This window comes from Micromonospora sp. NPDC049257, from assembly GCF_040678915.1.
In the GTDB taxonomy this organism is placed as follows: Bacteria; Actinomycetota; Actinomycetes; order Mycobacteriales; family Micromonosporaceae; genus Micromonospora; species Micromonospora antibiotica.
Window position 1 is genome coordinate 657534 of the sequence record NZ_JBFAQU010000001.1, and the last position, 25431, is coordinate 682964.

A 25431-nucleotide genomic window follows, 5' to 3' on the forward strand; every position below is an offset into this window, starting at 1 on the left:
TGGGGAGGTGGGTTACTCAGAGGCGGGCGATGAACGGATAGAGGACGAAGGCCAGCAGCACGAAGACCAGCAGCGAGCCGGGAATGTCCAGCCGGCTGGTGACGCCCTCGGCGCGGGCCAGGTTGTCGGTGCGGATCTGGTCCCGGAGCGACTCGGCGCGGCTGCGCAGCGTCTCGTGCACCTGGGCGCCCTCGCTGCCGGAGGACCGCATGATCGCCCCGACGTCACCCAGCTCCGGGATGCCGATCTTCTCGGCCAGCGCCTGCAACTCGTCCCAGGGCGAGTGCATCTGCATCTGGGCGATCCGCAGCGACTCCCGGATGCGGGCGAAGACCCAGCCGTCGCAGACCGCCGCCGCGCGTTCCAGCGACTGCACCGGGCCGTGCGCCGCCGACAGCTGCAACGCCACCAGATCCAGGTAGGTGCAGACCGCCGCGCGGAACTCGTCCCGGGCGGTGTCCGCCTTGGCCAGCACCGTGTGGTGCGCGAGCAGCGCGCAGACCAGCGCCAACCCCAGACTGCCCAGCACCGGTACGGCCACCGGAATGCTCACCCCGGCGAGGAAGAGCAGGGCCCCCGCCACCGTCGGGGTGGCCAACCCGACCAGGGCGGAGAGCAGGATCGACATGGTGTACTGCTCGGGGGTCTGGTCGAGCAGGGCGAGCTGGCGGTGCGGCGGGCGCAGCCAACGGGCGACGCCCCCCAGCCAGTCCGGCCCATGTCCGGTGGCGACGGCGGTGCCCGCCGGTTGGTGCAGTCGGCGCAGCGCCGGGCCGAGCGCCGGGGAGGCCGGCAACGCCTCCCGGACCAGCAGGAACACGCCGAGTCCGATGGCGGCCCCGCCGAGCACCGCGATGGTGAGCTGCCAGTTGAGCATCATGCGACCAGCTCCGCCGGGTCGGGTCGGGGCAGGAACCGGGGCGGCGGTGGGGGCTGGCTCATCGCGCGCACCCACACCAGCAGGGCGATGAACGCCGTCGCGAGCACCGCCATCAGCACCTGACCGAACAACGTCCCGTACGGCCGGACGTACTCGGTGTTGACCAGCCCGTACGCCAGCACGGCCAGGGTCATCCCGGTGAGGAAGCGGACCGCGAACCGGGGCTGGGTGCGTTTGGCCTCCACCTCGCGCCGGGTGGCGACCTCGGCGGAGGCGGCCGACGCGATGGAGCCGAGGACGTCGCCGAGGCGTTCCCCCCGGTCGGTCAGGTGCAGGATCAGCGCGGCGACCACCTGGTCGCAGACCGGGTCACCGATCTCGTCGGCGAACGCCAGCAGGGCGGACCGGGCCGTCCAACCGGCCTGGAGGCGGGCGGCGAGCAGCCGTACCTCCTCCTGGATCTGGTCCGGGACGGTGGCGATGGTGACGACGATCGCCTGCTGGAGGCCCTGTCCGGTGTTGGAGACGTCCTTGAGTCGGCGGGTCCACTCGCCGACGGCCTCGATCCGGGTGATGGCCCGTTCCTCGGCCCGCCCCACCGCGAACAACCAGGGCACCCCCGGCACCGCCACCGCCACGATCAGCCCCACCACCGGCAGCCCGGTCAGCAGGAACGCCAGCGCCCCCGCCACTACCGCCGCACCGAGCGTCATCTGGTGGGCCCGCTGGTCCCGCCGGTTGGTGCCCGAACCGAGCCAGAGCCGACGCAGCCCGGTGGTCGAGGTGCGGGTCGGGCGGGTGGGCTTGGTGGTGCCGAACAACGCCACCACGGCCAGCACCATTCCGCCGACACAGGCCGCCCCGGAGACCACGGCGAGCAGTTCGATGGTGCTCATCGGCGCACCACCGGGGCGAGGCGGCTGTGCCGGGGGCGACGCCACGCGCCCGCCCCGGCCTCGATGAAACGGGACAGCAGCCGGGCGTCGTAGCCGACCCGCAGCAGCTGGCCGCGGACTCGTTCCGGCAGGTGGCGGGGGATGGCCCGACCGTCCGGGCCGGGCCCGAACACGGTGGTGGTGGTGATCCGGTTGGCGTCGCCGACGCCGATCACCTCCTCGACGTGGGAGACGAACCGGTGCTTGCGTCCGCCGATCGCGGTCTCGTCCTCGACGGTGACGTAGACGATCAGGTCGAGGGCGTTGCCGGCCATCCGGCGGGCCTGGTCGACGGTCATCTCCCGGCCGTGCGCCAGCGCCAGCTCGATGATCCGCTCGCTCACCCCGCCGGGGGTACGGGCGTGGATGGTGCACATCGATCCCCGGCTGGTGGTCATCGCCTGGAGCATCGGCACGATCTCCCGGGACCGGACCTCGCCGACGATGATCCGCAGTACGCCCATCCGCAGCGACACCGGGATCAGGTCGGCGATGCTCACCTCACCGGCCGGTCGACCGTCCAGGCCACGTTCGCCGTGCCCCTCCCGGGATTCGAAGCTCATCACCGCCCGGTGCTTTTCGCCGCGTCGGGCCGGCAGCAGTTCCCGGCTCTCCTCCAGCAGCACGTACGGTTCGTCGGGCGGGATCTCGTCCATCAGCGCCCGGATGACCGTGGTCTTGCCGGCCCCGGCCAGCCCGGCGACCATGATGTTCAACCCGGCCCGCATAGACGCCCGCAGGAAGTCACGCAGCAGCGGGTCGATCATCTCGTCCAGGTCGGGGCGGCTGCCGGCCAGGTCGTCGAGGCTGACGTCCAACGTGTTGTGCTTGCGGATCACCGCGTAGGGGCGGTGGCTGACCAGGAACACCGCCGCCAACCGGCTGCCGTCGGGCAGTTGCAGGTCAAGCGTCGGCTTCGAGGTGGACAACGACCGTTCGGTGGCCCCGGCCCGGCGGGCCGCCGCTTGGAGGATCTCCACCAGCTCGTCGTCGCTGTCGGCGATCGGCTCACCCCAGTCGACGCCGCCGCCGTGCCGGGTGATGCGCACCTGGTCGCAGCCGAGGATGTGCACCTCCTCGATGGTGTCGTCGACCAGCAGGGTCTGTAGCCGGCCCAGCCCGACCAGCTCGGCGGTCACCTGGTCGAGCAGGGTCCGTTCCTCGTCGGCGCTGAGCGGGGTGCCGGCCCGACGTACCGCGTCGGCGTAGCCGGAGACCACGGCCACGGCGAGCCGGGCCCGCTCGACCTCCTCGGCGTCGGCGTCGAACTCCCGGCCGCGCTGCCACTGGGTGAGTCGTTCGCTCAGCTCCCGGCGCAGCTCGCGGACCACCGCGAAGTCCACCTTCGGCCGGGGTGGCGCGGTCGGCGCGGGTGCCGGCGGGGCGGCGGCCGGTGGCGCCGCCGGGGCGGTGGCGTGGTGCCGGCCGTTCACCGGGGCCAGCGGCGGCATGGTGGAGGTGACCCCGGGCGGCGGGGTGCGTGGGTCGTGGGAGACCGGCTCAAACCGCATCCGGCACCCCCTGCGCCGGGGTCGGCCAGGCCAACCGGGCCCGCCGCTGCTCCAGCAACTCCCGCACCGGGGTCTCCAACGCGGCCGCCGCGCGCATCAGCGGCCGTCCGGCGCGGATCGTGCCGCCGAAGCTGAGCGCCTGCGCGGTACGCGGGTCCTGCGGCAACCGGGCGATCACCGGCACCCCCAGGGCCTTGCCGATCTCGCCGGTGCCGTGCCCGTCGCCGACCACCACCAGCCGCAGCGTGCCGGGGGGCACCCGGTGGTTGGTGAAGTCCCGTTCGATCGCCCGGATCATCGACCGGGTGCCGGAGAGGCCGGGCAGCTGCGCCCGGGTCACCAGCAGCACCACGTCGGCGGCGCGCAGCAGCGGCCACGGCGGCCCGAAGACCTGCAGGCGTCCGCAGTCGACGATCACGTCGTAACCGGGCCGGCCCTTCTCCAGGGTGTGGAAGTAGTCGGCGAACCGTTGCCACAGCGGGGCGACGCTGCCGGCCTGCGCCGGGTCGACCACACCGGGCAGCAGCAGTCGTTCCCGCCTCGGCGCGTCCAGGTCGACCAGTTGGGACCAGAACGTCGACTCCAGGCTGCCGTCGCGCAGCTCGCCCACGGCCAGCTCACCGATGCCGCGTGGCCCGTCGAGGGCGCCGCCCAGGTAGCCGGCGAGCACCGAGCCGCCGGCCGGGTCGCACTCGGCGAGCACCAGCCGCCGGTGCCAGCTCAGGGTGCAGGCCAGCGCCGTGGTGGTGACGCCGGGTGAGCCCTTCGCCGAGACCAGCGCGATGATGGCCATGGTCAGGCCGCCTCGGTCAGCACGAGGGCGATCCGGTCCTGCGCGGCCAGCACCACCACCGCCGGGACGTCCCGTACGGCGAGTGCCAGGTAGATCACCACGTCGTCGTTCTCGGGGACGACCGCGTCGATCACCGTGGCGGTGAACCGGGTGGCCGACGGCTGGTTGTCGGCATCCTCGTCCGGGGTGCTGACCAGCAGCACCTTGTCACCGGGGTGCAGTTTGCGGGCCGGCACCTTGCTCGGTTCGAGGCCCAACGCGATCTGCTGCTGCCCCTGGCCGAGCAGCGGGGCGTCGGTGAGCTGGGCCATGGTGAGCAGCGAGCCGGGGACCAGGGACACGGCGGCCCGCTTGCCGACCACCTCGTCCCGCTTCTTCGCCGGCACCGGGGACAGCCCCGCGCCCCCGGAGACCTGCACACTGACCAGGTCGTCGGCGGTCAGGATGCGGCCCACCTCGACCGGGCGGGCGACCGCCAGGTAGCTGCCGGTGGCCCGGACCGAGGTGACCGCGAAGGCCGCGCCGAGTCCACCCAACGCGATCAGCAGCACGGCGAGCCCGAGCAGACCGGGCCGGGTACGGCGCTGCCGGACCACCTTGGGTGGGGCGACCGGCGCGTCCACCGGACCGCTGTTACGGGTGGCCAGACTCACTGAACAATCTCCGTTCGCGGCTGCGGGGCTCGCAAGATCGAGCGGTGGGCGCTCATCGGGTCACCACCTGGAGTTCCTTGATCTGGATCTCGACGACGCCGCTGGTGCGGGTCTGCGCGATGTCACCGCTGCGGCCACCGCCGACCCAGTGCACGTTCCAGAAGGTGGTGGCGCTGACCCGGTAGTTGTTGGCCTTGGGATAGCCGTCGTATCCGCAGGTGGGCGACTTCTTGCCGGCGTTCGGGCCGGTCGTCTTGTAGGGCGTGCCCGGGCCGGTGCAGGTGACCTTCTTGCCGTTGCCCATGGTCCACACGGTTCGTTGGACCTTGGCGGTGATGGTGACGGTCAGCCCCCGGTCGCTGGCCCGGGCGGTGAGCGGGCCGAAGTAGTTCTGGCCGGGGCTGGCCCACATCCAGACCGGCAGGCCGACCAGGCCGGGGCCGACGCTGCGCCGGGGCGCCACCGAGGCCCGGGGCGGCAGCAGGCTGATCGAGGCGAGCGCCCGGCGGGCCAGCTCCTCCGGGTCGGGCGGGGTGCCGAACCCGGGCGGCGGCCCGTCGAGCAGCACCATCGACTGGTCGCCCAGGTCCCCGCCGTTGCAGGTCCGGACGTACCACACCTGGCCGTCCGGGGCGTCGCGCTGGGGCTCGGCGACCTTGTAGTAGCAGCCGCTGGCGTTGTCGAACCAGCCGAGGTTCGGGTTGTAGCAGGGCAGCGGCCTGCCGTTCCACTGGCACTTCGGGGTGGCGCCGGGGCTGTTCGGGCCGCCCGGTCCGTCGCCGCCGCCGGGATCACCGGGGGTGCCGGGCTCGTCGTCCCAGACACTGCAGTCGTTCTGCCCCGGTGGGCACTCCACCCCCGGGCCGGCGGCCTGCGCCCGGGCCGGTGCGGCGAACCCGGCCGCGAGCACGGCCACCAGCAGGCCGGCCAGCACCCGACGGATGGGGAGGCGTTCGGTGCTCCGTGTCAACATGGCTGGTCCTCGTGTGCCGCGCCGGCGCTGATCAGCCACCGGCCGTCCGGGTAGCGGGTCGCGGTGGCGGTCGCCAGGTGCCGGCTTCCGCCGGAACCGGGCACCACCCGCTTGTCCTTGACATAGACCAGCCGGTAGCCGGTGGCGTCCAGGCAGTCCTGGATCTCCACGGTCGGTGGGTCGCCGTCCAGGCTGACGGAGGTGACGGTGGGTGCGGACTTGAGCGTCCCGGTGCGTACCGCGCCGTGCCGGCGGGTGTCGTCGATGGCGACCCGGACCCGGGTGAGCAGCGGGTCGGCCAGGAACCGGGTCAGCTTCGGGTGGCGGGGGTCGCTGTCCCGGCTCGCCTCACGGGAGGCGTCGAGATAGCCGGCGTACGCCGCCAGCGCGGCCCGCTCGGCGGCCCGTTCCGCCTCGGTCGGCTGGCGGGTGTCGCTCGCGGGCCGGGGTGCGGGCGCGGTGGTCGTCTCCGGTGAGTCGCCGCAGCCGGCGGCGGAGCCGGCCACCACGGCGACGACCAGGCAGGTGGTCCAGCGGCGGGAATGCCGAGTACGCATTGCCGTGCCCCTCCTCGGTATCACCCGGCGGCGGCGGTCGTGGCGGCCTCCGGGCATGCGGCGGTACGCCGGGATGATGTCGATCGGACATGTCCGGGTGCTGTCGCATTTACCTGTGCGGATCTTCTGCCAACTGTGGAGCGTCGTGTCCGGTGTGGGCGGTGACGCGGCTGCGCGGGGTTGCGTCCCACCCAAGGGGCGAGCATAGGCTGACGTGCGCCGATGCAACAGAGGCAATTCAACTGCGCACTCTCGGTGATGGGCAGGAGTGACGACACGTGGGCGATGTCCAGGGGGGCCGGCCGGGGCTACCGGTGCCGGCCGAACGAGGGCCGGTGCCCGTCGACCGGCCCGGCCCGGCCGTCGAACCGTCCGCGCCACCGGGGGATTTGGGGTGGGTCGAGGCGGCCGGTCCGATCCGTTCCCCGGTCGTCACGGCCACTACCGCCCAACCTTCCGGACGGGTGAGGGCGGTTCCGGGCTCCACCACCGCCGACGAGCTGATACCGGACCGTTACGTCGGCCCGGACGGGAAGTCACCCTCCGTGTTTTTTCTGCGGCGGCTGGCAGGGGTCCTGGCGGTCGTACCGGTCCTGCGGCTCGCGGTCGCCCGGTACGCCGTACCCCCGGGGGTGGTGGACCGGGCCGGGTGCGACGGCTGCGGCGCACCGATCGGGCTGGACCGGCCGCTGCCGGCGCTCGGGCCGGTGGCCCGCTGCCCGGCCTGCCGGGGGCGGATCGGCGCGGCGCCGCTCGCGGTCGAGGCGCTGTTGCTGGCGGCCGTGGCGGTGCTGGTGCTGGTCGACGGTTCGTTGGCCGAGCGGGCCGCGCTGGCCTGGTGGCTCGGCTGGGCGATCCCGCTGGTCCTGGTGGACCTGGCGGTGCACCGGCTGCCGGACCGGCTCACCTGGCCCGCCGCCGTCGGCACCTGGGCGTTGCTCGGTGTGGCCGCGCTGACCGGGGCTGGTGCCGGGCCGTGGCTGCGCGCGATGGCGGCCGGCGCGGCGCTCGGTCTGGCCTTCGCCACCACCACGCTGCTGCTCGGCCGGCGCGGCTTCGGGCTCGGCGACGCCAAGCTGGCGCTGGGGGTGGGGGCGTTGCTCGGTTGGCAGGGCTGGGGCCTGCTGGTGACCGGCCTGGTGCTGACGTTCCTGCTGTCGGCGCTGGTCAGCGTGGCGCTGTTGGCGAGTCGTCGGATCGGCTGGTCCAGCCACCTACCCTTCGGCCCGTTCCTGGTCGCCGGCACCTGCGCCGCCCTCCTGCTGACCGGCTGAGCAGACCCGGCCGCTGACCCCGCTCATTGGCCGGCCCGATCCCGCTCAGCGGCGGGGCCGGGGGCGGTGGGGACCGGTTCCCGCCCGGCCGGGACGCCACGACGGCGCAGCGTCCCGGCGACGGCGCGGGCCGTCACCGGGGCGAGCAGCAGGGTCACCGCCACGCCGAGGAGCAGGCCGGCGAGGACGTCGTGCGGGTAGTGCACGCCGACGAACACCCGGGAGAGCGCGGCGAGCAGGGCCAGCGGCACGGCGAGCAGACCCCACCGGGGGGACAGCAGCAGCACTGCGGTGGCCAGCGCCCCGGCGATGGTGGCGTGGTTGCTCGGGAACGACCAGTCGCCCACCGGCGGGCACTGCCCGGCCAGGATGGCCACCGCACCCCGACAGGGCCGATCCTCGTCCACCAGTGACTTGAGCACCTCGCTGCACCCGTACGCCAGGACGACGGCGGCCGGCGCGACCAGCGCCAGGGCCCGGCCCCACGGGTCGGCGTGGCGCAGCCGGGACACGGCGACGGCCACCAGCAGCAGGCCGAGCAGCAGGATCACCCCCTCGGTGAAGTGCACCGCGAACCACTGCACCGGGGTCGGGGCGGAGTCGGCCACGTCGACGACGTCGCGGTACCACTGCTCGCTGATGTCAGGAATGTCTGCGGTAAAAGTCTTTTCCATCACTCACCTCACCAAAGTGTCATACCGCTTTCAGTGCCATCGAGGTGGAGGAAACCGGTGGAACCGTCACATGCTGCGGGATGCGACGGCGGTTCGCCGCCCGCGTCACAGCGAGTTCACAGCGCCCCCGCGATTGGCCGCCCACCGCCGCCGGGTACCTCCCCACCGTGCAGATGGACGAGACCTGGCAGATCCGGCGGACCGCCACCGACCTGGACCGACTCAGCGAGACCGAGTCGGTCTTCGCCCTGTCCAACGGCTGGGTGGGCTGGCGGGGCACCCTCGACGAGGGCCAGCCCTACGGCATGCCGGGCAGCTACCTCAACGGCCTCCACGAGCGGCGGCGACAGAGCTACCCCGAGGACGGGTACGCCTTCCCGCAGGAGAGCGACACCGTGATCAGCGCGCCCAACGCCGCCCTGATCCGGCTCTGGGTGGCCGGCGAACCCCTCGACCTGCGCACCGGAACCGTCCGCGCCCACGAGCGCACCCTCGACCTGCGCGCCGGCGTGGTACGCCGACACACCGAGTGGATCTCACCGGCCGGGCACGGGGTGCGGGTCCGCAGCACCCGGCTGGTCTCCCTGCCCCGGCACGCCGTCGCCGCCGTCGACTACCAGGTCGAACCGCTCGACGACCGGCCGGTCGAGATCCGGGTCTGCTCGGACGTGCTCGCCAACGAGCGGGTGCCCGAACGGGCCGACGACCCCCGGGCCGCCTCGATCGTGCCCGACCCGCTCGACGCCGAGCTGCACCGCCCCGACGGCCACCGGGGCGTGCTGGTGCACCGCACCGACCGCAGCGCCCAACGGGTCGCCGTCGCGGTGACCCACGCGACGGACGTGCCGGCGGGGTTCACCGACGGCGACGACCACACCCCGGACCGGCTGCGCACGACCCTCGAAGGTCGGCTCGCCCCCGGGCAGCGGCTCCGACTGACCAAGTACGCCGCGTACGAGTGCACCCCGGTCGACGGCGGCACCCCCGACGAGCTGGCCGACCTGGTCACCGCCGAGGCCGACGCCGCCCACCGGCACGGGTTCGACGCGCTCCTGGCCGACCAGCGGGCCACCCTCGACGAGCGGTGGCGCACCGCCGACGTGGAGATCGACGGCGACCCGGAACTCCAGCAGGCCGTCCGGTTCTCCGTGTTCCACCTGCTCCAGGCGGGCCGGGCCGACGGCGACCGGACCATCGCGGCGAAGGGACTCACCGGCAACGGCTACGACGGGCACGTGCTGTGGGACACCGAGAGCTACGTGCTGCCGGTGCTGACGTACCTGCTGCCCGGGGTGGCCCGGGGTGCGCTGCGCTGGCGGCACGACCACCTGCCGCAGGCCCGGGACCGGGCCGCCGAGCTGCGGCTCACCGGGGCCACCTTCCCGTGGCGCACCATCGGCGGCCGGGAGTGCTCGGGCTACTGGCCGGCCGGCACCGCCGCCCTGCACGTCAACGCCGACATCGCCGACGCGGTGCTGCGCTACGTCACGGTCACCGGGGACCAGGAGTTCCTCGCCGACACCGGGCTGGAACTGCTGGTGGAGACGGCCCGGCTGTGGGCCGGCTACGGCCACTGGTCCGACGACGGCGCGTTCCACGTCACCGGGATCACCGGCCCCGACGAGTACGCCGCCCTGGTCGACGACAACGTCTTCACCAACCTGATGGTCCGGCGCAACCTGCGGGGCGCCGCCGACGCCGCCGGACGGCACCCGGAGCGGGCCACCGCCCTCGGTGGCGACCCGGCGGAGATCGCCGGCTGGCGGGCCGCCGCCGACGCGGTGCACCTGCCCTACGACCACAAGCGCGGCGTACACCAGCAGGCGGCGGGCTTCACCGGGCAACCCGAGTGGGACTTCGCGGCGATGACCGACGACGACTACCCGCTGCTGCTGCACTACCCCTACCTGGAGCTGTACCGGCGGCAGGTGGTCAAGCAGGCCGACCTGGTGCTGGCCATGCAACGCTTCCCGGGGGAGTTCACCGCCGAGGAGAAGGCCCGCAACTTCGCCTACTACCAGGCCCGCACCGTCCGCGACTCGTCGCTGTCCGCCGGCTCCCAGGCGGTGCTCGCCGCCGAACTGGGTCACCTCGACCTGGCGTACGACCTGTTCGCCGAGGCGGCCCTGCACGACCTCGCCGACCTCGGCGACAAGACCGGCGACGGGCTGCACCTGGCGGCCCTGGCCGGGGCGTGGACGGCGGTGGTGGAGGGCTTCGGCGGGTTGCGCGACGACACCGGGGTGCTCTCGTTCGACCCCCGGCTGCCGGCCCGGATCGACCGGCTCGCCTTCCACCTGCGCTGGCACGGGCACCGGCTGCGGGTCACCCTGACCCGCGACGGGGCCCGCTACGAGCTGCCCGACGCCGACCCGGAGACGACGGTCGACCTGCGGCACGCCGGGGAGCCCGTGACGGTCACCGGCGCGGCGGCGGTCACCCGGCCCCTGCCGCAGGTGCCCGACCCGGGGCCGGAACCGCCGTCACCGCACGGCCGGCGGCCCGCCCGCCGGGCCTGACCCGCCCCGCATCCGCTCCCGCACCACCGCCAGCTCCTCGAAGGCGTACGCCCAGTTGTGGCACTTGAAGCTGCGCAGGCCGGTGATCGGGGTGTGGCAGTCGAGGCAGTGCACCCCGGCGATCGCGTCCGGGACCTCGGTGTTGACGTAGCGGCGGTCACCGAGGATCACCGTGGCGATCATCAGCGGGTCGTGCACCCCCTTGAGGGCCGAGGCGACGATGTCCAGCCAGGTGGTCCGGCGTCCGCACTTGGGGCAGTCCGGTTCGTCGCCGCTGACCCACAGGGGTGCGCCGATGCTCTGCGCCGGCATCCCGAGCAGCTTCTCCAACCGGCGTACGTCGTGTTCCGGGGTGGTCCAGCGGTGCCGCCCCGGCAGCGAGGCGGGTGAGTCGTACACGGCCCGGAACAGGGCCGGGTCCACCTCCACGGTCTCCCGGTCAGTGTTCATCGGATGCCTCCTCGCCGTCAGTCGGTGTCACCGTCATACCGGCCCGGGGCGGTCCCGTGCTGCCGGCTCGCCGACACGGCGGGTCAACATGTCGTCGCCCGGGGTGCTAGACATCAGGGCGCGACGTGCCCGCCGCCCGGCGGTGGGTCGTCCCGCAGCGACGTGAGGGGAAAGGGAGGGCCGGTGACCGCGCCGACCGACGCCGAGCCGGGGCCGAACGTGGCCCGGATGTACGACTACTACCTCGGCGGGTGCCACAACTTCGCCGCCGACCGGGCCGCCGCCGAGCAGATCCTGCGGATCTTCCCGGACACCGGGATCGCCGCCCAGGCCAACCGGCACTTCCTGCGCCGGGCCGTGCGGCACGCCGCCGAGCTGGGCGTACGCCAGTTCCTCGACATCGGTGCCGGGCTGCCCACCCAGGGCAACGTGCACGAGATCGTCCGCCGGGTCGCCCCCGAGTCGACGGTGGTCTACGTCGACTACGACGAGGTCGCCGTCACCCACGCCCGGCGGCTGCTGCCGGCCGACGGGCGGACCAGCGTGGTCCGGGGCGACCTGCGCCGGCCGGACGAGTTACTGGCCCACCCCGACGTGCGGGCGGCGATCGACTTCGGTCGCCCGGTGGCCGTGCTGCTGGTGGCGGTGCTGCACTTCGTCACCGACGCCGAGCAGCCGTGGGATGCCGTCGTCCGGCTGCGGGAGGCGACGGTCCCCGGTAGCCCGCTGGTCGTGTCCCACCTCACCACCGACGGTGCCCCGCCGCTGCCCACCCGGCAGGGGCAGGCGGTCTACCAGCGCAGCAGTGCCCCGCTGGTGCCCCGCCCGCACGCCGACGTGCTGCGTTTCTTCGACGGGTACGACCTGGTCGATCCGGGGCTGGTCCGGGTGGCCGAGTGGCGGCCCGACGGGGAACCCCGGGAACGGATCTCCCACGGCTACGCGGGGATGGGCCTGCGCCGCTGACCGTCGCGCCGGGTGATCCGCTGTCCGAGGTGGAGCACCAGCAGGGCGGCCACGGCACCGGCCGCGCCGAGGGCGTACATGGTGGGCACGCCGGAGGGCAGCGTCGCGCCGCCGACGGCGGTGCCCAGGCCGATCCCGAGATAGATGGCGGACGAGTTCAGCGACACCACCAGGGGGGCCTGCTGCGGCGCGGCGGCGATCAACCGGTGCTGCTGTGCCGGGGTCTGACACCAGCTCGCCGCGCCCCACGCGCCGACCAGCAGCGCCACCAGCACCGTCGGGGCGGACCCGGCGGTGCTGAGCGCACCGAGCACGCCCAGCGCGACGGCCAGCGCGGCATAGCCCGTCGCCAGCACCGGCACCGCACCCCACCGGTCGGTGGCGTACCCGGCGGCGACGTTGCCGACGACCGCCCCCACGCCGTAGAGCAGCAACATCAGGTTGACCTGGTACGCGTCGACGTCGAGCGCGCCGAGGGTCGGCACCGCGAAGGCGTACACGGTGTAGCAGGCCGCCATCCCGATCACGGTGAGCGGCAGGACGGCGAGCACGGCCGGTCGGCGCAGCGCCGTCAGCCGGGCGCGCAACGGGACCGCCGGGCCGCCGGGCAGCGCGGGCATGGCCAGCCGGACGGCCGCCGCGACGGCGAGCGCCAGCAGGGCGACCGCGACGAGGGCGGCCCGCCAGCCGAGCCACCGCCCGGTCAGCCCGCCGAGCGGCACGCCCAGCGCGGTGGCGACGGTGAGCCCGCCGATCACCACGGCCAGGGCCCGACCCCGTTGCGCGGGCGGCACCAGCGAGGCGCCCACGGCACCGGCGTTGGGGGTGTACGCGGCGGCGCCGGCGGCGGCGACGATCCGGCCGAGGAGCAGCACCGGCAGCGTCTCGGCAGCCGCCGCGACGAGGTTTCCGGCGGCGAGCACCAGCAGCGCGGCGACGAGCAGGCGACGGCGTGGCAGCCGGGCGGCCAGCGTGGACAGCAGTGGGGCGAGGATCGCGTAGGAGATCGCGAACACCGTCACCGACTGCCCGGCGGCGGTGGTGGTGGTCCGCAGTGCGGCGGCCATGTCGGGCAGCAGCCCGGCGACGACGAACGCGTCGGTGCCGACGGCGAAGGTGCCGGCCGCGAGGATCAGGGTGATCCGTGGGCCGCGCCCGGGTCCGGCGGTGGTGGCCGGCCCCGGGCCGGTACGGGTGTGCGGGTGGGACATGAGGTCTCCGGTCGGCGGGACGGCGTGCGGCGGCACGGCGGGCCGTGCCGGGCACGGGGACTCGGGGGTGGACGGTCGTCGGGGCCGGCGGGTGCGTCGGCCGGGCCGGTGGCCGGGGTCGCCGGTCGGGCGCGGGTGGGCCTGCGGGTGGTGGCGGGGTGCGCCACCGGTCGGTGCGACCGTGGGTCGGAGGTCGCGGGCGGGCGTCAGCCGCGCAGTTGCGCGTAACGGCGACGGGTGCGTTCGGCTGCGCCCGCCGGAGCGGATTCGAGCAGGTCGGCCAGGGTGTGGCTGGCCAGCTCGCGACGCCAGGCCAGGTCGGCGCGGTGCATCACGGTGCTGATGGCACACGGGGTGCGGAACTCCGGCGCGGAGGGGTCCACCCCCGCGCCCCGCTGGCGGATCTCGGTGCACCGGAACGGGTTGTCGGGCCCGTCGACCGCCACCAGCACGTCCATCACCGTCACGTCCGCCGGTCGGCGGGCGAGTCGGAACCCGCCGCGCGCGCCGGGCACGGACTGGAGGATGCCGGCCCGGGTCAGGGCCTGGAGGCACTTGGTGAGGTACGCCGGGGGCAGCTCGAACCATTCGGCGAGCCGGGCGGCGGGCATCGGGTGTTCGCCGCCGATCCAGGCGAGCGTGAGGCAGCAGTGCAACCCCCACTCGACCTGCTCGCTCATCCGCATAACCAGGATATTAGCTGTCCTGATTATGCGGCGGGGGGCGACACCGACGGCCGGCTACCCGCGCGCCGGTTCCGGTGCGGGACCAGGGCGGTCGGCCGGCCGGAACCCCGGTCACGGCCGTCGCGCGTGTCGATGCCGGGCGGGGCGGTCGCCGTGGGCGTGGACACGGGCCGTGGCGTGCTCATATGCGCAGCGCATAATGGTTACGGTCTCCGCGCTGTCCGGTGGAGGCGAGGGGCAGCGACGGCCGCCGGTCGGGGGTCGGGGCGACGAGCGGAGACGGCGGTACGGTGACCCAGGCGATGCCGAACGTGACCCGGAACACGCGTCAGCGCGGCGAGGTGCTGGCGTTGCTGCGTGAGGTCGACGGTTTCCACACCGCGCAGCAACTGCACCAGATGCTGGTGGCCCGCAAGGCGCGGGTGGGCCTGACCACGGTCTACCGCACCCTGCAACTGCTCGTCGATGCCCAGGAGATCGACTCCACCCGGCTGCCCGGCGGTGAACAGCTGTTCCGCCGGTGCAGCCAGAGCCGGCACCATCACCACCTGGTCTGCCGCCGGTGCGGTAGCACGGTGGAGGTGGCCGGGCCGGCGGTCGAACGGTGGGCCGACCAGGTCGCCGCCCAGCACGGCTTCACCGAGGTCGGGCACACCTTCGAGATCTTCGGCACCTGCGCGCAGTGCGCCCGTTGACCCGCGGCACACCGCACCGCCCCCGGCGATAACCGGACCCCCGTCGTCGGCGGGCTGCCGCCCGTGTCCGACTGTCGGGCACCGTCCGGTTGTCACCCGCGTCCGGTCGTCCGGCACCCGCTCGGGTTGTCGCCCGTATCCGGTTGTCGGGCACCGTTCGGGTGGTCGCCTGCGTCCCCGCTGTCCGGCCCCGCTCGGGTTGCCGCGTGTGCGGTGCCGTCCGGTGTGCCGGACCGGGAGTGGTGTCCTCCGGTCCGGCACACCGGTGCGGTCAGCAGTTGCGCAGCTCGGGTGACTGGTTCAGGAGCTGACCACGGGTGGAGACGAAGCGGCGGTAGGGCTCCGAGTCCACCGCCGCGGGGCGGAACGCGGCGACCCGGTGGCAGTTCTGGAACGCCAGCTTCACGCCGAAGTGGCGCTCCAGGCTGGCGCGGATGGCGTCGCTGGCCAGTGCGCGCAGCAACTGCCCCCGCTCCGCCTCGCCGGGCGGGGGTACGGAGTTGTCCGCCCGCTCCGCGCCCGACGACTCCAGGTCGGCGACGACCCGGCTCACGGTCTGCCAGGCGTACGGCAGGGATTCCCGAACGCAGGCGACGAAGTCCCGGTCGTCGACCGGGCCCGCTTCGGCGGCTTCCAGCAGGGCGGGTGACACGGTGAGAGACATGATCCTCCTCAACTGATAATGATAACGATTGTCGTTAGCGCTAACCCCGTGAGCACACCACGTCACTCCGCCCGCGTCAAACACCGACACTCCCGACGGTGCGCACGCAGCGGAGGGCGGGTCTTAGGTGGACCCGACCCGGCCGACGTGGTCGGGTAACCTGTGGCTCAGCGGGCCGTTAGCTCAATGGCAGAGCTGAGGACTTTTAATCCTTAGGTTCTGGGTTCGAGTCCCAGGCGGCCCACCAGCAACCACCGCTGAGCTGCCGAAACACCTGACGAAGATCATCGGGCACAACCAGGGCGCAACTCAGCCCCGATCCTGGTCCGCACGGAGATCCCGTCGAGCGCTGCCCGCGTCCCGCGAGAGGCCACCGGCCAGGCCGCGCGGCCGGTCCTTTTTCGGCGACCGGTGAACGTAGGCCTCCTACGTGATCCGCAGGTTGGCGTGCCGTAGAGCCCTCCACACCCCCGCGGCAAGCTCATCAGGGGGCAGTTACAGACGTTTGGTTGGATCTATGCGTTGGGTCTGTGTGGAGATCGTTCTGCGGGTTCGCAATGGCGCCGGCTTCCGACGCGTATGCCCAGATGTCGGTTCGGTGGCCGTGAGACCAGCCACTGACTCATACCTTCAGGATGTCCACGTCGTACAGCGTTATCGACGCGTCGCGGGTGGCCAGGGTCAGCCTTTCGGCGGTCGCCTGTGCCACCAGCATGCGGTCGAAGGGATCGCGGTGATGTGGCGGCAGGCGGCCGGCGGCGATGGCGTGGGCGTGGGTCACCGGGAGTGCGCGAAAGCCCATGTCCCTTACCCTCTCGGCCAGGTCCGGGGGGCCGGCGAGTTTTCCCACGCTCTGCTTGATGGTGATCTCCCACAGGCTGACCGGGGAGAGGAAGATGTCCGGGTCGTGGCGTAGTCGATCGAGGAACTCGTCGCCGAGAGTCGCATCGCCTGTGATGGCCCACAGTGCGACATGGGTGTCCAGCAGCAGGGTCATGCACCGATGCCGAAATCAGTGGCGATCTCTGCATTGGTCTGGTGTGAGTCCCAGTCGCCGGAGAGATCCAACTGACCGGCGAGGGAGCCGACCGCGGTTCGGTTGGCCCGCCGTACCAGCGGCACGACCTTCGCCACCGGAGTTCCTGCCCGGTCGATGATGATCTCCTCGCCGTGTTCCACCCGGTCGATGATGCGCGACAGGTGGGTCTTGGCATCATGCATGTTGTAGTGCACGGCCTCAGCGGACATGACGCCACCTCCTCGATTAGCTAACAGCTTAGCCTGCCTGGATCGATGTCGTCACGGATTCGTAGGCCGCCGGCCTGGTCGGGCTCGTCGGGGGTCGCTCGACGACCGCGAGCTGAGCAAATTCAGTGGTAGTGGGTTACCAACGATGAGGGCAGTGTGGTTCGCATGGTGGTGCCTCCGGCCCACCAGCAATCGCAGCCGAGCTGCGGAAATGCCTGACGAACATCAGCAGGCACCACCAGGGCGGCAGTTCGGCCCCGCTCCTGGTCCGCACGCAGATCCTGCCGAGCGTCGCCCGCGTCCGGTAGGAGTCGGCCGGCCACCTCGCACCAGCCCGCCCGCGACTCCGACCGGCGGGCATCGACCCGTGCCGCTGGTACGCGCGGGACCCGGCAGTATCGGTGCGGGTTCCACGCGTTGCCGGCGTCGTCGGCGGGGGGCAACGGGCGTCGGTCGAGCCTGAGAATTTTTGATCATAATTATGGTGATTTTGCATACAGTAAGTGCGGCAATATGTCGTCATTTCCGGTCAGTGTCGGCATTTCGCGCCGGGGGTCGAGGCATAAATCAGCTTCTACCGGCGCTAAGATGGAGCAAACGTGGTGCGGGGCTACTCCGGTGACGGCTCGTGACCTTGAGGTTGCGGGGTGGCCGTGTGTGCTCTGCCGCCCTGCGTGTGCTATGAAGGTACGGCGACTTCCTATGGCCCATAGGTTGCAGCCGGTAGCTAGTTGCATGACTGGTCGCTTGAGTTGACGCCTCCAGGACGAGGCTGAGGGATCAGGGAGGCAAGGGTGGCCCGAGTCGGATTGGTGGCGTCGCGGGTGACGACGGCCGCAGCCGACCTGGCTGACAAGGTCGGCTTCGACAAGGTCACCCTCTCGGCCGTGGCTCGCATCCTCGGCATCGCCGAGCCCAGCATGTACTCGCACGTCCGTAGCGTCGCGGAGCTGCGTAAGGGCGTCGCCGTGCTCGCCGCCACCGAGTTGGCTGACTGCATCGGTGAAGCGCTCGCGGGTCGGGCCGGCAAGGACGCGTTGGTGGCCTTCTCCAATGCCTACCGGGAGTTCGCCCGCACCTGCCCGGGCCGGTACACCGCCACCCACATCCAGCTCACCGAGGAGGAGCTGTCCCGGTCGACGGGCCACCAGCGCATCTTTGCGATGACGATGGCGATGTTCCGCGCCTACGACCTGAGCGAGGGCGAATTGACCGACGCGGTGCGGCTCGTCCGGAGTTCTCTGCACGGCTTCGTCTCACTGGAGTCGATCGGTGGTTTCGGTCATCCCCGGGACGTGCAGAAATCTTGGGAAAATGGCATCGAAGCAATTCACGTGATGCTCACCGAGTGGCCCTCGTCCGGCGCTGCGCGATAGGTGACCCCCGGCGGTAGTCCGCCGCCGGCAAGCGCGCTCCCCCGGCCGCGCCTTTAATGCCTGGGGTAACTCTTCATTCCCGTTTTCCGGGTGCCGTCGTACGCCTCATTATCACTCTGAGTAATTGTAGAGTGACCCGTTGCGTCCAGGGATATACATTGATAGATTTGCACTGATGTTTACATGTGTAACAGCGCCCGACCCGGCGCGAGGGAGGCTTCAACGGGTCAATCACTCCGCACTGCACCGTGATTTTATTGTGGAGGCAAAGATGACTACGGGGACGACAGATTCGACGAGCGATGACGTGAATTATTCGGGGGATTCGAGGCACCACCGGGTCGAGGGGGGCGAGACCAGCCCGACCGTGGAACAGGTTCCTCTTAACGAGCTCAGCGGGTCCTGCTCGCCGAGAATCGCCGGAGCGGACGGATCCCACGTACAGACGCTCGCGGTGTGCGCCGGGCAACTACCGCCGATCATCGTGCACCGGCAGACCATGCGGGTGGTGGACGGCTGGCACCGGTTGCAGGCCGCCGGCATCCGGGGGGACGCCACCATCCCGGTCCGGTTCTTCGACGGAAACGAGCAGGACGCCTTCGTCCTGGCCGTACGACTGAACGCCAAGCACGGTCTGCCGCTCTCGGCCGCCGACCGGCGGGCCGCCGCCGAACGTATCGTCGCCTCCCATCCGAGCTGGTCCAACCGGGCCATCGCCGCCGTGGTCGGCATCGCCGACAAGACCGTCGCCTCGATCCGACGGCAGCGCAACGAAGGCGTCGCCTCGGAGGTGAGCAGGGTCGGCCTCGACGGCCGGACCCGGCCGGTCTCCAGCGCCGACGGACGCCGACGTGCCGGTGAGTTCATCGCGCGGCATCCGGACGCGTCGCTGCGGGAGATCGCCCGCAGCGTCGGCATCTCACCCGGAACCGCCCGCGACGTCCGGACCCGCCTGGAGCGTGGCGAGGACCCGGTCGCCACGAAGCAACGAGACACCGACGCCAGGCAGGACACGGCACCGGTCCGCCAGGTGACGCGACCGCCCCGGGACGATCTCGCCGCCCGGCGCACCAGCGTCGAACAGCCGACGCCGGTGTTGGACCTCCGGCGGGACCCCCGGCTCCGCTTCACCGACGCCGGCCGCCTCCTGCTGCGGTTCCTGGAGTTCCGTGCCCTCGACGAACTGCAACGGCGACGGCTGGTGGAGGCCGTGCCGACCTACCAGTCGGGCGCGGTGGCACGCATCGCCCGGGAGTGCGCGCGGAGCTGGCAGATGTTCGCCGATCAGCTGGAACGGCGGGAACGCTACTCCGCGTGACACCGGCACCAACGGCGCCGCCGGGCGGAGATCCGGCGGCGCCGTTCGTGCCGGTCACCGGACGGGGGCACAGCGCTCCCCGTCGTTGCGGTACTCGTGCCGCGTGCCCTCGTGGACGATCGACGACACCGCGTCCACCAACCGATCGACGTGTTCCACCGGAGTCCCCGCGCCGAAGCTCGCGCGTATCGCGTGCTGGCTGCGCCCCTGCGGCCGGGAGTCCCGCCCAGAAGCGGGCCCCTGGTGCACGGCACCGACCAGCACACGCATCAGGGGATGGGCGCAGAACAGGCCGTCCCGCACGCCGATCCCGTGCTCGGCTGAGAGCGCTGCCGCCACCTGCGAACTCCTCCACCCCTCGATCACGAAGCTGACCACGCCCACCCGTGGTGCCCCGTCGCCCAGCAGGGAGAGCAACGTGACACCCGGAATGGCGGCCAGGCCGCCCGTCAGCCGGCGCAACAAGGCGTCCTCGCGCTCCACGAGAGCGCTGAACCCCGCTTCGGCCAACGCCCGGCAGGCCGATGCCACGGCGTACGCACCCACGACGTTGGGCGACCCGGCCTCGTGCCGTGTGCTGCCGCCGTGCCACTGCACGTCGAGGGTGCCCGCCGCCGTCACCTCCACCCGCCGGCTCGCCCCGCCGCCGGCCAGGTAGGGCCGTGCCGCACCCAGCCAGTCGGCCCGACCGGCCAGGACACCGGCCCCGAACGGGGCGTACATCTTGTGACCGGAGAACGCCACGTAGTCGACGCCCAGGGCGCCGACGTCGATCGGTCGGTGCGGTGCCAGCTGGGCGGCGTCGAGCACCAGGCGGGCACCGGCGGCGTGGGCCACCGAGGCCAGCTCCGCCACCGGCCACAGTTCGCCGGTCACGTTCGACGCCCCGGTCACACAGACCAGCCCCGGTCGTCGCCGGCTTCGTCCGGCCAGCGCCGCGGTCAACCGGTCGACCGCGTCCTGCGCCGAGCACGGTGCGGCAAGGACGGTGGTCGCGCCGTCGTGCCACGGCAGCAACGCGGCGTGGTGCTCGGTCTCGAAGACATACACCTCGGTGTCCCCCGGAAGGGCCCCGGCGAGCAGGTTGAGCGAGTCGGTCGTCGAGCGGGTGAACAGGACCTCGTCGTCGGGCCGGACACCGAGATGCTGGCGGACCGTGTCCCTGCTGCGCTCAAGCAGCGCGGTGGACAACTGCGAGAGATAGCCCGCGCCGCGGTGCACGCTCCCGTAGTACGGCAGGAAAGCCGCGACGTCGTTCCACACCCGTTCCAGGGCAGGGGCGCTCGCGGCGTAGTCCAGCGCCGCGTACGTCACGTGTCCGCCGGTGACCAGCGGCACCGTGACGTCGCGACCCAGGACCGGCAAGGGTGCGCGGAGCGCCGGATCGATCGGCGCAGAGGTGGAAGTGGCCGGCATGGAGGACCTCCTGTTCCTGAGTGCACGCCCGACGGGCACGGACTGGTTCCCTCGACACGGTGAGCGCGGGCCCCGGGCCGGAGAGCCGGTTCACCTCACCGCCGCGGACGCGGCCCCCGAGGCAGCGCCGACGACTGCCGGCCGCCCCAGCCGGTCGCACAGATCCCGCGCTCCCAGCACGGCCAGAGCCATGCTGGTGAGGGTCGGATTGCACGCCGTACGCGTCGGGATGACACCGTTGCCGGCCACGTACAGCCCGCGCACACCCCAGACCTGCGAAACCGGGTCACAGACACTGGTGCCGTCGTCCGAGACTCCCATCCGTACGGTGCCCTGGTAGTGCAGGGAGCTGCCGGGCGGATGCACCCAGGGCACCTCGCCCTCGACCGGCCGGCCGAGCAGCCGGCTCAGCCGCAGCACCGCCTCCCGCGCCGCCTCGATCGTGGCCCCGTCTGCCGGGCTCGGCCGGTGACGCAGCCGCATCACCGGCAGGCCGGCCCAGTCACGCTCGTCATCGCTGAAGGTCACCCGGTTGCCCGCAGCCACGTCCTGCGGCACGAAGAGGTGCACCGCGGCCCAGGGGTGCGGGGCAGGGACCGGCAAGGTGGTCGGATCGAGGGGAGTCACCATCCCGTGGAACGGGAAGGTCAGGTCGTCGTAGGGAATCCAGGTGACGCCCCGGGCCGGGCCGGCCGGCACCTCACCGGCGAAACCGTGCAGCTCGGCGGCGAGCGACACCTGAGCGTGCTCGTTGAGGTACCGACCCAGCGCCGGTGGCCGGATGCCCGAGGCGAACAGCAGTTGCGGGGTACGCAGCGAGTCTGCGGCGACCACCACGTGCCCGGTGCGCACGGTGGAAACCGATCCGGTGGCGAGATCGCGCAGCTCCACCCCGGTCACGCCACCGTCGTCGGTCAGGACCCGGCTGCACAGGGTCCGGGTACGCAACGCGACGTGGCGGTGCCGGTCGCCGAGCAGCCCGCCGAGGACCACGTCGACACCGGCCCGCCGTACCGACCCGTGCTCGACGGTCAGCGCCATGGGCAACGGCTGAACGCGCCGGTGCGCAGCGCGGCCGTCGTCGAGTGCGGCACCCAACCGTCGCCGTATCCGTGACTCGACGGGCGAGTCGGCGAACTGCCGTGCCGAGACGCGCAGTAGACGTTCGGCGACCCCGAGCGCCCCGTCGAGCACGGCCGGGTCGAGAAAGTCGATGCGCTCGGCACCGGCGGGCCGTGGGCAGGCTGCGAACCACTGGGTGGCCATGCCGCCGACGTTGCAGGCGGCCTGCGCGGCGGGGAGGGAGCCGCCCGGGTCCACCGGGAACAGGCCCGGACGGCTGAGAAAGGCATCGTCACGTTGACCACGCGGAACGTTGTGGGCGATGCCGGAGGCGACCGTCGTGCCATGCCGGACCCGCAGCGGCCCCTGTGACGCGACCTGGGCCCGGTCGAGTTCCCCCGGATCCGTGACGTGACTCAGATGCCGGCCCGGTGGCTCGGTCACCGCCGGACCAGCCTCGACGATCAGGATGCGCACGGCCGGTACGGTGTCCGCGACCAGCCGCGCGTAGACGGCACCGGTGAGGCCGCTGCCGACGATGACGACGTCCGCGACGTCGGTGGACTCGCTCATCTGTGCTCCTCAGCCGGAGTCGAGGTGCGGACCGCGGTCACAGTGACCGTGCGATCACGACGCGCTGTATCTGGTTCGTCCCCTCGATGATCTGCAGCAGCTTGGCCTCCCGCATCCAGCGCTCGACCGGATGGTCCCGGACGTAGCCGTACGCGCCGAGCACCTGGACGGCGTCGGTGGTCGCCCGCATCGCCACGTCGGTGGCGAAGAGCTTGGCCCGGGCGGCCATCGCCGTGACGACGCCGTCCGGCTGGCCCTCGTCCAGGGCCCGAGCGGCCTCCCGGACCAGGGCCCGCGCCGCGGCGATCTCCGTCGACATGTCCGCCAACAGGAACGCCACACCCTGGAAGTCGGTGATCGGACGATCGAACTGCCGCCGGTGCCTGGCATAGGCGGTGGCGTACTCCAGGGCTGCCTGGGCGAGCCCGACGGCACAGGAGGCGATGCCGAGGCGGCCCCGGTCGAAGAGCCCGGCCGCGATGAGGAAGCCCTTGCCGCGTCGGCCGATCAGCCGGTCGGCCGGCACCCGCGCGGCATCCAGCACGACGGAGGCGGTCGGCGACGACTGCACCCCCATCTTCCGCTCCGGCCGCTGCGGCGAGACACCCGGCGTGTCGGCGGAGGCGAGCAACACCGACAGTCCCCGTACGCCCTCGCCACCGGTGCGGCAGAAGACGTTGTAGTAGTCGGCGACGCCGGCATGGCTCGTCCAGGCCTTCGTGCCGTCCACGACGTAGACGCCCGCGGCCTCGTCCAGGCGGGCCGCGCAGGCGATCGCGCCGACGTCCGACCCGGCCGCCGGCTCGGAGATGCAGTTGGCACCGAGCAGGTCACCGCCGAGCATGTCGGGCAACCAACGGCTGCGCTGCTCCGGACTGCCCCACCGGGCCAACGGGTAGCACGACAACACATGGATGTTGACGGACTGCGCCACCGCCAGCCAACGGCTCGCGAGTGTCTCCAACACGCTCAGGTAGACCTCGTACCGCTGACCGCCACCCCCGTACTCGACCGGGTAGGGCAGGCCCAGCAGGCCCACCCGGCCCAGCGTGCGGAGCAGGTCCCGGGGAAAACTGCCGCGTGCCTCGAACTCGTCGACGAGGGGCGACAGCTCCTTGTCGGCCAGTTCCCGGGCCAGCGACAGCAGGTCCCGGACCTCCGTCGCCTCCGCCGCCCCCGGAGGTGCTCCCTGCGGGATCCGCCCCGTCACCACCGGGCCGCCGCCGGCCACGTCGCGTCGACCCGGCGGACCGCGTACTCCCAGTACGACCGGATGGACAGATCGGCGTAGATGAAGTCGCGCTTGAGCTGGACGTCCTCGTCGGTGGCCCAGACGTACGGCACGCCGGTCTGCTCGGCCAGCAGTTGCAGGCGGCACGCCCGCTCCAGGACCTGCGCGAGCACCGCGGCGTGCCGGACGCTCCGACCGACCACCACCCCGCCGTGGTTGCGCAGCAGCAGACCCTCGCCGCTGCCGAGGCTCTTGGCGATCGCCTCGCCGGTCGACTGGTCGAGCACCGTGTTGCTGGTCTGCGTGAACAGCCCGAGCCGGCCGGTGAAGTAGGAGCCGTCGTGCGAGAGGGGCCGCAGGTGCAGATCGGTGGCGCCGAAAACGAGCGTGTACGGCGCATGGCTGTGCACGATCCCGTTGACGTCCGGGCGGGCCCGGTAGATGGCCTGGTGCAGCGGCAGCTCGGGGGGCGCCAACGGGTCCACCGGAGCGTGCGGGTCCGTCGACGCGGCCACCACCTGGGACGGGGTCGCCTCGTCGAAGCCGCAGAGGGCGTTCTTGATGAAGAACACGTCCGAGCCGGGCCTACGTGCCGAGATCTGACCCTGGTTGAAGTCGTCGTGACCGTCGAGCGACAGCATGCGTGCGCCGTACGCGATCTGCCTGCTCAGGTGCGCCGGAACCGGACGAGGAGTCACCTGGTCGGCCTCGGGGCTCATCGTTGGTCCTTTCCGCCGTCGCCGCCCATGACGGCCAGCATCTGGTCGAAGACGTCGTGTGCGTGGTGCACGCCCACCGGCAGACTGGTGGCCGCGGCAGCGATACCGATCGCCCCGGCGGCGGCGGTCCGGATGGACCCCACCGTGTGCACCAGGGCGAGCGACTGCCCGTCCCAGCCGAGTCGCAACTCGTGGTCGCTGACCGCGTCGCCCGCGCGTAGCGAGGCCACGTCGCTGACCTCGTGCCCGGTCAGCGACGTCCACAACCGGCTCAGCTGAACCGCCGTGGTGCTGGGCCGGTGCGCCTTGCGGGCCGGGTGACGCTCGAAGACGGCGGCCTCCGGGACCGCCCCGGTGACGCCGGCCCGCGCCATGGTCGTCACCACCTCGGCGACGCACCGCACCGCCCTGCTCAGCAGGTAGTTTCCCAGGGTCAGGTTGGGGGCGGCCACCACGGCGACGGACCGGCCCAGCCGGCCCAGCACGGCCTCCTGCTGCTCGTCCAGTCCCGAGACGCACTGGACCAGCGGGCGACGCCAGTGGTGACAGAGTTCGGCGACGCCGGTCAACGCCGCGGGCGCGGAGCAGTCGACGACGACGTCGGGTGCCGTCTCGGTGCGTGGATCGGGCAGGGCGCGGGAGGCGTAGACGCGTACCTCGTGCCCCTCGGCCCGGGCCAGGTCGCGCACCGCGGTGCCGAGCCGGCCCCGGCCGACCACTCCCAGTACCGGCTCAGACATGCGCCGACTCGTCCTGTGCCGCGACCAGGGCGACGATGCCGTCGACCGACCGAAGTCGATCATCCTCCTCGTCCTGGTCGATCTCGATGCCGAAGGTGTTCTCGATCGCGTCGATCATGCGGATGTAGGACAGCGACGAGTACCCCAGCGCCGGAAGCGATCCGCCGGCCCGGTCGAGGTCCGCCTCGCTGAGCCCGCCCTCGGCCGACTCGGTGATGATGCGCGCGACTTTCTGTCGAATTCTGGTGCCGCTTTCCGACATGACCATCTCCTTGCACATTGCGGCTATCGGGATCGATACGTGGCG

Annotated in this window: 26 protein-coding genes and 1 tRNA gene; 7 read left to right on the plus strand and 20 right to left on the minus strand. The window is 72.3% G+C overall.

Annotated elements, in window-relative coordinates; genetic code table 11:
• Window positions 1-16: 16 nt before the first annotated feature.
• From AB0K25_RS02960 to AB0K25_RS02990, 7 genes are read right to left on the minus strand one after another with little or no spacing between them, the layout of a single operon-like run.
• Window positions 17-877, minus strand: a complete 861-nt coding sequence (locus AB0K25_RS02960; protein ID WP_219470556.1) for a type II secretion system F family protein — start codon at window positions 875-877, stop codon at window positions 17-19.
• The gene (locus AB0K25_RS02965) at window positions 877-1776 is read right to left on the minus strand and encodes a type II secretion system F family protein (protein WP_219465615.1); all 900 of its coding nucleotides are present in this window, start codon (window positions 1774-1776) and stop codon (window positions 877-879) included. Before AB0K25_RS02965 ends, AB0K25_RS02960 begins: the two co-directional genes overlap by 1 nt.
• Window positions 1773-3326, minus strand: a complete 1554-nt coding sequence (locus AB0K25_RS02970; protein WP_219465616.1) for a CpaF/VirB11 family protein — start codon at window positions 3324-3326, stop codon at window positions 1773-1775. The genes AB0K25_RS02965 and AB0K25_RS02970 overlap by 4 nt, the downstream gene beginning before the upstream one ends.
• Window positions 3316-4119, minus strand: a complete 804-nt coding sequence (locus AB0K25_RS02975; RefSeq protein WP_219465617.1) for a ParA family protein — start codon at window positions 4117-4119, stop codon at window positions 3316-3318. Before AB0K25_RS02975 ends, AB0K25_RS02970 begins: the two co-directional genes overlap by 11 nt.
• A 2-nt stretch (window positions 4120-4121) precedes the next feature.
• The gene (locus AB0K25_RS02980) at window positions 4122-4772 is read right to left on the minus strand and encodes an SAF domain-containing protein (RefSeq protein ID WP_219465618.1); all 651 of its coding nucleotides are present in this window, start codon (window positions 4770-4772) and stop codon (window positions 4122-4124) included.
• Window positions 4773-4824: 52 nt separating this feature from the next.
• Window positions 4825-5745, minus strand: coding sequence for a hypothetical protein (locus AB0K25_RS02985; protein WP_363818031.1), 921 nt, complete (start codon window positions 5743-5745; stop codon window positions 4825-4827).
• Entirely contained in the window at window positions 5739-6302 is a 564-nt protein-coding gene (locus tag AB0K25_RS02990) for a hypothetical protein (protein ID WP_208565387.1), read from the minus strand. Before AB0K25_RS02990 ends, AB0K25_RS02985 begins: the two co-directional genes overlap by 7 nt.
• Before the next feature lie 545 nt (window positions 6303-6847).
• On the opposite strand from AB0K25_RS02990, the gene AB0K25_RS02995 reads away from it, so the two are divergent.
• Window positions 6848-7576, plus strand: coding sequence for an A24 family peptidase (locus tag AB0K25_RS02995; protein ID WP_308291123.1), 729 nt, complete (start codon window positions 6848-6850; stop codon window positions 7574-7576).
• A gap of 23 nt (window positions 7577-7599) precedes the next feature.
• Here the strand turns inward: AB0K25_RS02995 and AB0K25_RS03000 are convergent, their stop codons facing one another.
• Window positions 7600-8250: a phosphatase PAP2 family protein gene (locus tag AB0K25_RS03000; protein ID WP_357532869.1), complete on the minus strand. Its 651-nt coding sequence runs from the start codon at window positions 8248-8250 to the stop codon at window positions 7600-7602.
• Window positions 8251-8423: 173 nt separating this feature from the next.
• On the opposite strand from AB0K25_RS03000, the gene AB0K25_RS03005 reads away from it, so the two are divergent.
• Window positions 8424-10769 (plus strand): glycosyl hydrolase family 65 protein, encoded by a 2346-nt coding sequence (locus AB0K25_RS03005; RefSeq protein WP_363818287.1) that lies wholly within the window; start codon window positions 8424-8426, stop codon window positions 10767-10769.
• On the opposite strand, the gene AB0K25_RS03010 is transcribed toward AB0K25_RS03005, so the two are convergent.
• Window positions 10734-11219 (minus strand): hypothetical protein, encoded by a 486-nt coding sequence (locus AB0K25_RS03010; RefSeq protein ID WP_219465623.1) that lies wholly within the window; start codon window positions 11217-11219, stop codon window positions 10734-10736. The genes AB0K25_RS03005 and AB0K25_RS03010 overlap by 36 nt on opposite strands.
• A gap of 183 nt (window positions 11220-11402) precedes the next feature.
• Here AB0K25_RS03010 and AB0K25_RS03015 point away from each other — a divergent pair, with 183 nt between their 5' ends.
• Window positions 11403-12185, plus strand: coding sequence for an SAM-dependent methyltransferase (locus AB0K25_RS03015; protein ID WP_363818036.1), 783 nt, complete (start codon window positions 11403-11405; stop codon window positions 12183-12185).
• On the opposite strand, the gene AB0K25_RS03020 is transcribed toward AB0K25_RS03015, so the two are convergent.
• A complete protein-coding gene (locus tag AB0K25_RS03020) occupies window positions 12158-13396 on the minus strand; it encodes an MFS transporter (RefSeq protein WP_363818039.1) in 1239 nt (412 codons plus the stop codon). The two genes, AB0K25_RS03015 and AB0K25_RS03020, sit on opposite strands and share 28 nt — an antisense overlap.
• Before the next feature lie 206 nt (window positions 13397-13602).
• Window positions 13603-14076, minus strand: coding sequence for an Rrf2 family transcriptional regulator (locus tag AB0K25_RS03025; protein ID WP_357532875.1), 474 nt, complete (start codon window positions 14074-14076; stop codon window positions 13603-13605).
• A 308-nt stretch (window positions 14077-14384) separates the two neighbouring features.
• Between AB0K25_RS03025 and AB0K25_RS03030 the strand changes: the two genes are divergently transcribed.
• The gene (locus tag AB0K25_RS03030) at window positions 14385-14777 is read left to right on the plus strand and encodes a transcriptional repressor (RefSeq protein WP_208565392.1); all 393 of its coding nucleotides are present in this window, start codon (window positions 14385-14387) and stop codon (window positions 14775-14777) included.
• Window positions 14778-15048: 271 nt separating this feature from the next.
• On the opposite strand, the gene AB0K25_RS03035 is transcribed toward AB0K25_RS03030, so the two are convergent.
• Entirely contained in the window at window positions 15049-15441 is a 393-nt protein-coding gene (locus tag AB0K25_RS03035) for an SCO5389 family protein (RefSeq protein ID WP_363818043.1), read from the minus strand.
• 172 nt (window positions 15442-15613) lie between these two features.
• On the opposite strand from AB0K25_RS03035, the gene AB0K25_RS03040 reads away from it, so the two are divergent.
• Window positions 15614-15688, plus strand: a tRNA-Lys gene (locus AB0K25_RS03040).
• A gap of 375 nt (window positions 15689-16063) precedes the next feature.
• Here the strand turns inward: AB0K25_RS03040 and AB0K25_RS03045 are convergent.
• Together AB0K25_RS03045 and AB0K25_RS03050 are read right to left on the minus strand one after the other, a co-directional pair.
• Window positions 16064-16438 carry a type II toxin-antitoxin system VapC family toxin gene (locus AB0K25_RS03045; RefSeq protein ID WP_219465631.1) on the minus strand — a complete coding sequence of 125 codons (375 nt, stop codon included), beginning with the start codon at window positions 16436-16438 and terminating at the stop codon, window positions 16064-16066.
• Window positions 16435-16689, minus strand: a complete 255-nt coding sequence (locus AB0K25_RS03050) for a type II toxin-antitoxin system prevent-host-death family antitoxin (protein WP_219465633.1) — start codon at window positions 16687-16689, stop codon at window positions 16435-16437. Before AB0K25_RS03050 ends, AB0K25_RS03045 begins: the two co-directional genes overlap by 4 nt.
• A gap of 794 nt (window positions 16690-17483) precedes the next feature.
• Here AB0K25_RS03050 and AB0K25_RS03055 point away from each other — a divergent pair.
• Window positions 17484-18065 (plus strand): TetR/AcrR family transcriptional regulator, encoded by a 582-nt coding sequence (locus tag AB0K25_RS03055; RefSeq protein ID WP_208565394.1) that lies wholly within the window; start codon window positions 17484-17486, stop codon window positions 18063-18065.
• Between the two features lie 454 nt (window positions 18066-18519).
• Complete coding sequence (locus AB0K25_RS03060; protein WP_219465635.1) at window positions 18520-19383, plus strand: ParB N-terminal domain-containing protein; 864 nt, start codon at window positions 18520-18522, stop codon at window positions 19381-19383.
• Window positions 19384-19437: 54 nt separating this feature from the next.
• Here the strand turns inward: AB0K25_RS03060 and AB0K25_RS03065 are convergent, their stop codons facing one another.
• The 6 genes from AB0K25_RS03065 to AB0K25_RS03090 all read right to left on the minus strand — a co-directional run bounded on the left by AB0K25_RS03065 (window position 19438) and on the right by AB0K25_RS03090 (window position 25386).
• Window positions 19438-20799 carry an aminotransferase class V-fold PLP-dependent enzyme gene (locus AB0K25_RS03065; RefSeq protein WP_219465636.1) on the minus strand — a complete coding sequence of 454 codons (1362 nt, stop codon included), beginning with the start codon at window positions 20797-20799 and terminating at the stop codon, window positions 19438-19440.
• A gap of 90 nt (window positions 20800-20889) precedes the next feature.
• Complete coding sequence (locus tag AB0K25_RS03070; protein ID WP_357532878.1) at window positions 20890-22434, minus strand: GMC oxidoreductase; 1545 nt, start codon at window positions 22432-22434, stop codon at window positions 20890-20892.
• Window positions 22435-22471: 37 nt separating this feature from the next.
• Window positions 22472-23632 (minus strand): acyl-CoA dehydrogenase family protein, encoded by a 1161-nt coding sequence (locus AB0K25_RS03075; protein ID WP_219470565.1) that lies wholly within the window; start codon window positions 23630-23632, stop codon window positions 22472-22474.
• An 8-nt stretch (window positions 23633-23640) separates the two neighbouring features.
• Window positions 23641-24384 (minus strand): class II aldolase/adducin family protein, encoded by a 744-nt coding sequence (locus AB0K25_RS03080; RefSeq protein ID WP_219465640.1) that lies wholly within the window; start codon window positions 24382-24384, stop codon window positions 23641-23643.
• Window positions 24381-25124 (minus strand): dihydrodipicolinate reductase C-terminal domain-containing protein, encoded by a 744-nt coding sequence (locus AB0K25_RS03085; RefSeq protein ID WP_219465641.1) that lies wholly within the window; start codon window positions 25122-25124, stop codon window positions 24381-24383. Before AB0K25_RS03085 ends, AB0K25_RS03080 begins: the two co-directional genes overlap by 4 nt.
• Window positions 25117-25386, minus strand: a complete 270-nt coding sequence (locus tag AB0K25_RS03090; protein ID WP_208565400.1) for an acyl carrier protein — start codon at window positions 25384-25386, stop codon at window positions 25117-25119. Before AB0K25_RS03090 ends, AB0K25_RS03085 begins: the two co-directional genes overlap by 8 nt.
• Window positions 25387-25431 lie beyond the last annotated feature (45 nt).

Coding starts and splice junctions, on each gene's coding strand:
- AB0K25_RS03045 (WP_219465631.1), bottom strand. CDS start 16,438: ATGACCCTGCTGCTGGACACCCATGTCGCACTGTGGGCCATCACAGGC.
- AB0K25_RS03065 (WP_219465636.1), bottom strand. CDS start 20,799: ATGCCGGCCACTTCCACCTCTGCGCCGATCGATCCGGCGCTCCGCGCA.
- AB0K25_RS03025 (WP_357532875.1), bottom strand. CDS start 14,076: ATGAGCGAGCAGGTCGAGTGGGGGTTGCACTGCTGCCTCACGCTCGCC.
- AB0K25_RS03005 (WP_363818287.1), top strand. CDS start 8,424: ATGGACGAGACCTGGCAGATCCGGCGGACCGCCACCGACCTGGACCGA.
- AB0K25_RS03020 (WP_363818039.1), bottom strand. CDS start 13,396: ATGTCCCACCCGCACACCCGTACCGGCCCGGGGCCGGCCACCACCGCC.
- AB0K25_RS02985 (WP_363818031.1), bottom strand. CDS start 5,745: ATGTTGACACGGAGCACCGAACGCCTCCCCATCCGTCGGGTGCTGGCC.
- AB0K25_RS03080 (WP_219465640.1), bottom strand. CDS start 24,384: ATGAGCCCCGAGGCCGACCAGGTGACTCCTCGTCCGGTTCCGGCGCAC.
- AB0K25_RS03050 (WP_219465633.1), bottom strand. CDS start 16,689: ATGTCCGCTGAGGCCGTGCACTACAACATGCATGATGCCAAGACCCAC.
- AB0K25_RS03070 (WP_357532878.1), bottom strand. CDS start 22,434: ATGAGCGAGTCCACCGACGTCGCGGACGTCGTCATCGTCGGCAGCGGC.
- AB0K25_RS03030 (WP_208565392.1), top strand. CDS start 14,385: ATGCCGAACGTGACCCGGAACACGCGTCAGCGCGGCGAGGTGCTGGCG.
- AB0K25_RS02990 (WP_208565387.1), bottom strand. CDS start 6,302: ATGCGTACTCGGCATTCCCGCCGCTGGACCACCTGCCTGGTCGTCGCC.
- AB0K25_RS03035 (WP_363818043.1), bottom strand. CDS start 15,441: ATGTCTCTCACCGTGTCACCCGCCCTGCTGGAAGCCGCCGAAGCGGGC.
- AB0K25_RS03085 (WP_219465641.1), bottom strand. CDS start 25,124: ATGTCTGAGCCGGTACTGGGAGTGGTCGGCCGGGGCCGGCTCGGCACC.
- AB0K25_RS02975 (WP_219465617.1), bottom strand. CDS start 4,119: ATGGCCATCATCGCGCTGGTCTCGGCGAAGGGCTCACCCGGCGTCACC.
- AB0K25_RS02960 (WP_219470556.1), bottom strand. CDS start 877: ATGCTCAACTGGCAGCTCACCATCGCGGTGCTCGGCGGGGCCGCCATC.
- AB0K25_RS02970 (WP_219465616.1), bottom strand. CDS start 3,326: ATGCGGTTTGAGCCGGTCTCCCACGACCCACGCACCCCGCCGCCCGGG.
- AB0K25_RS02965 (WP_219465615.1), bottom strand. CDS start 1,776: ATGAGCACCATCGAACTGCTCGCCGTGGTCTCCGGGGCGGCCTGTGTC.
- AB0K25_RS03010 (WP_219465623.1), bottom strand. CDS start 11,219: ATGAACACTGACCGGGAGACCGTGGAGGTGGACCCGGCCCTGTTCCGG.
- AB0K25_RS03000 (WP_357532869.1), bottom strand. CDS start 8,250: ATGGAAAAGACTTTTACCGCAGACATTCCTGACATCAGCGAGCAGTGG.
- AB0K25_RS03090 (WP_208565400.1), bottom strand. CDS start 25,386: ATGTCGGAAAGCGGCACCAGAATTCGACAGAAAGTCGCGCGCATCATC.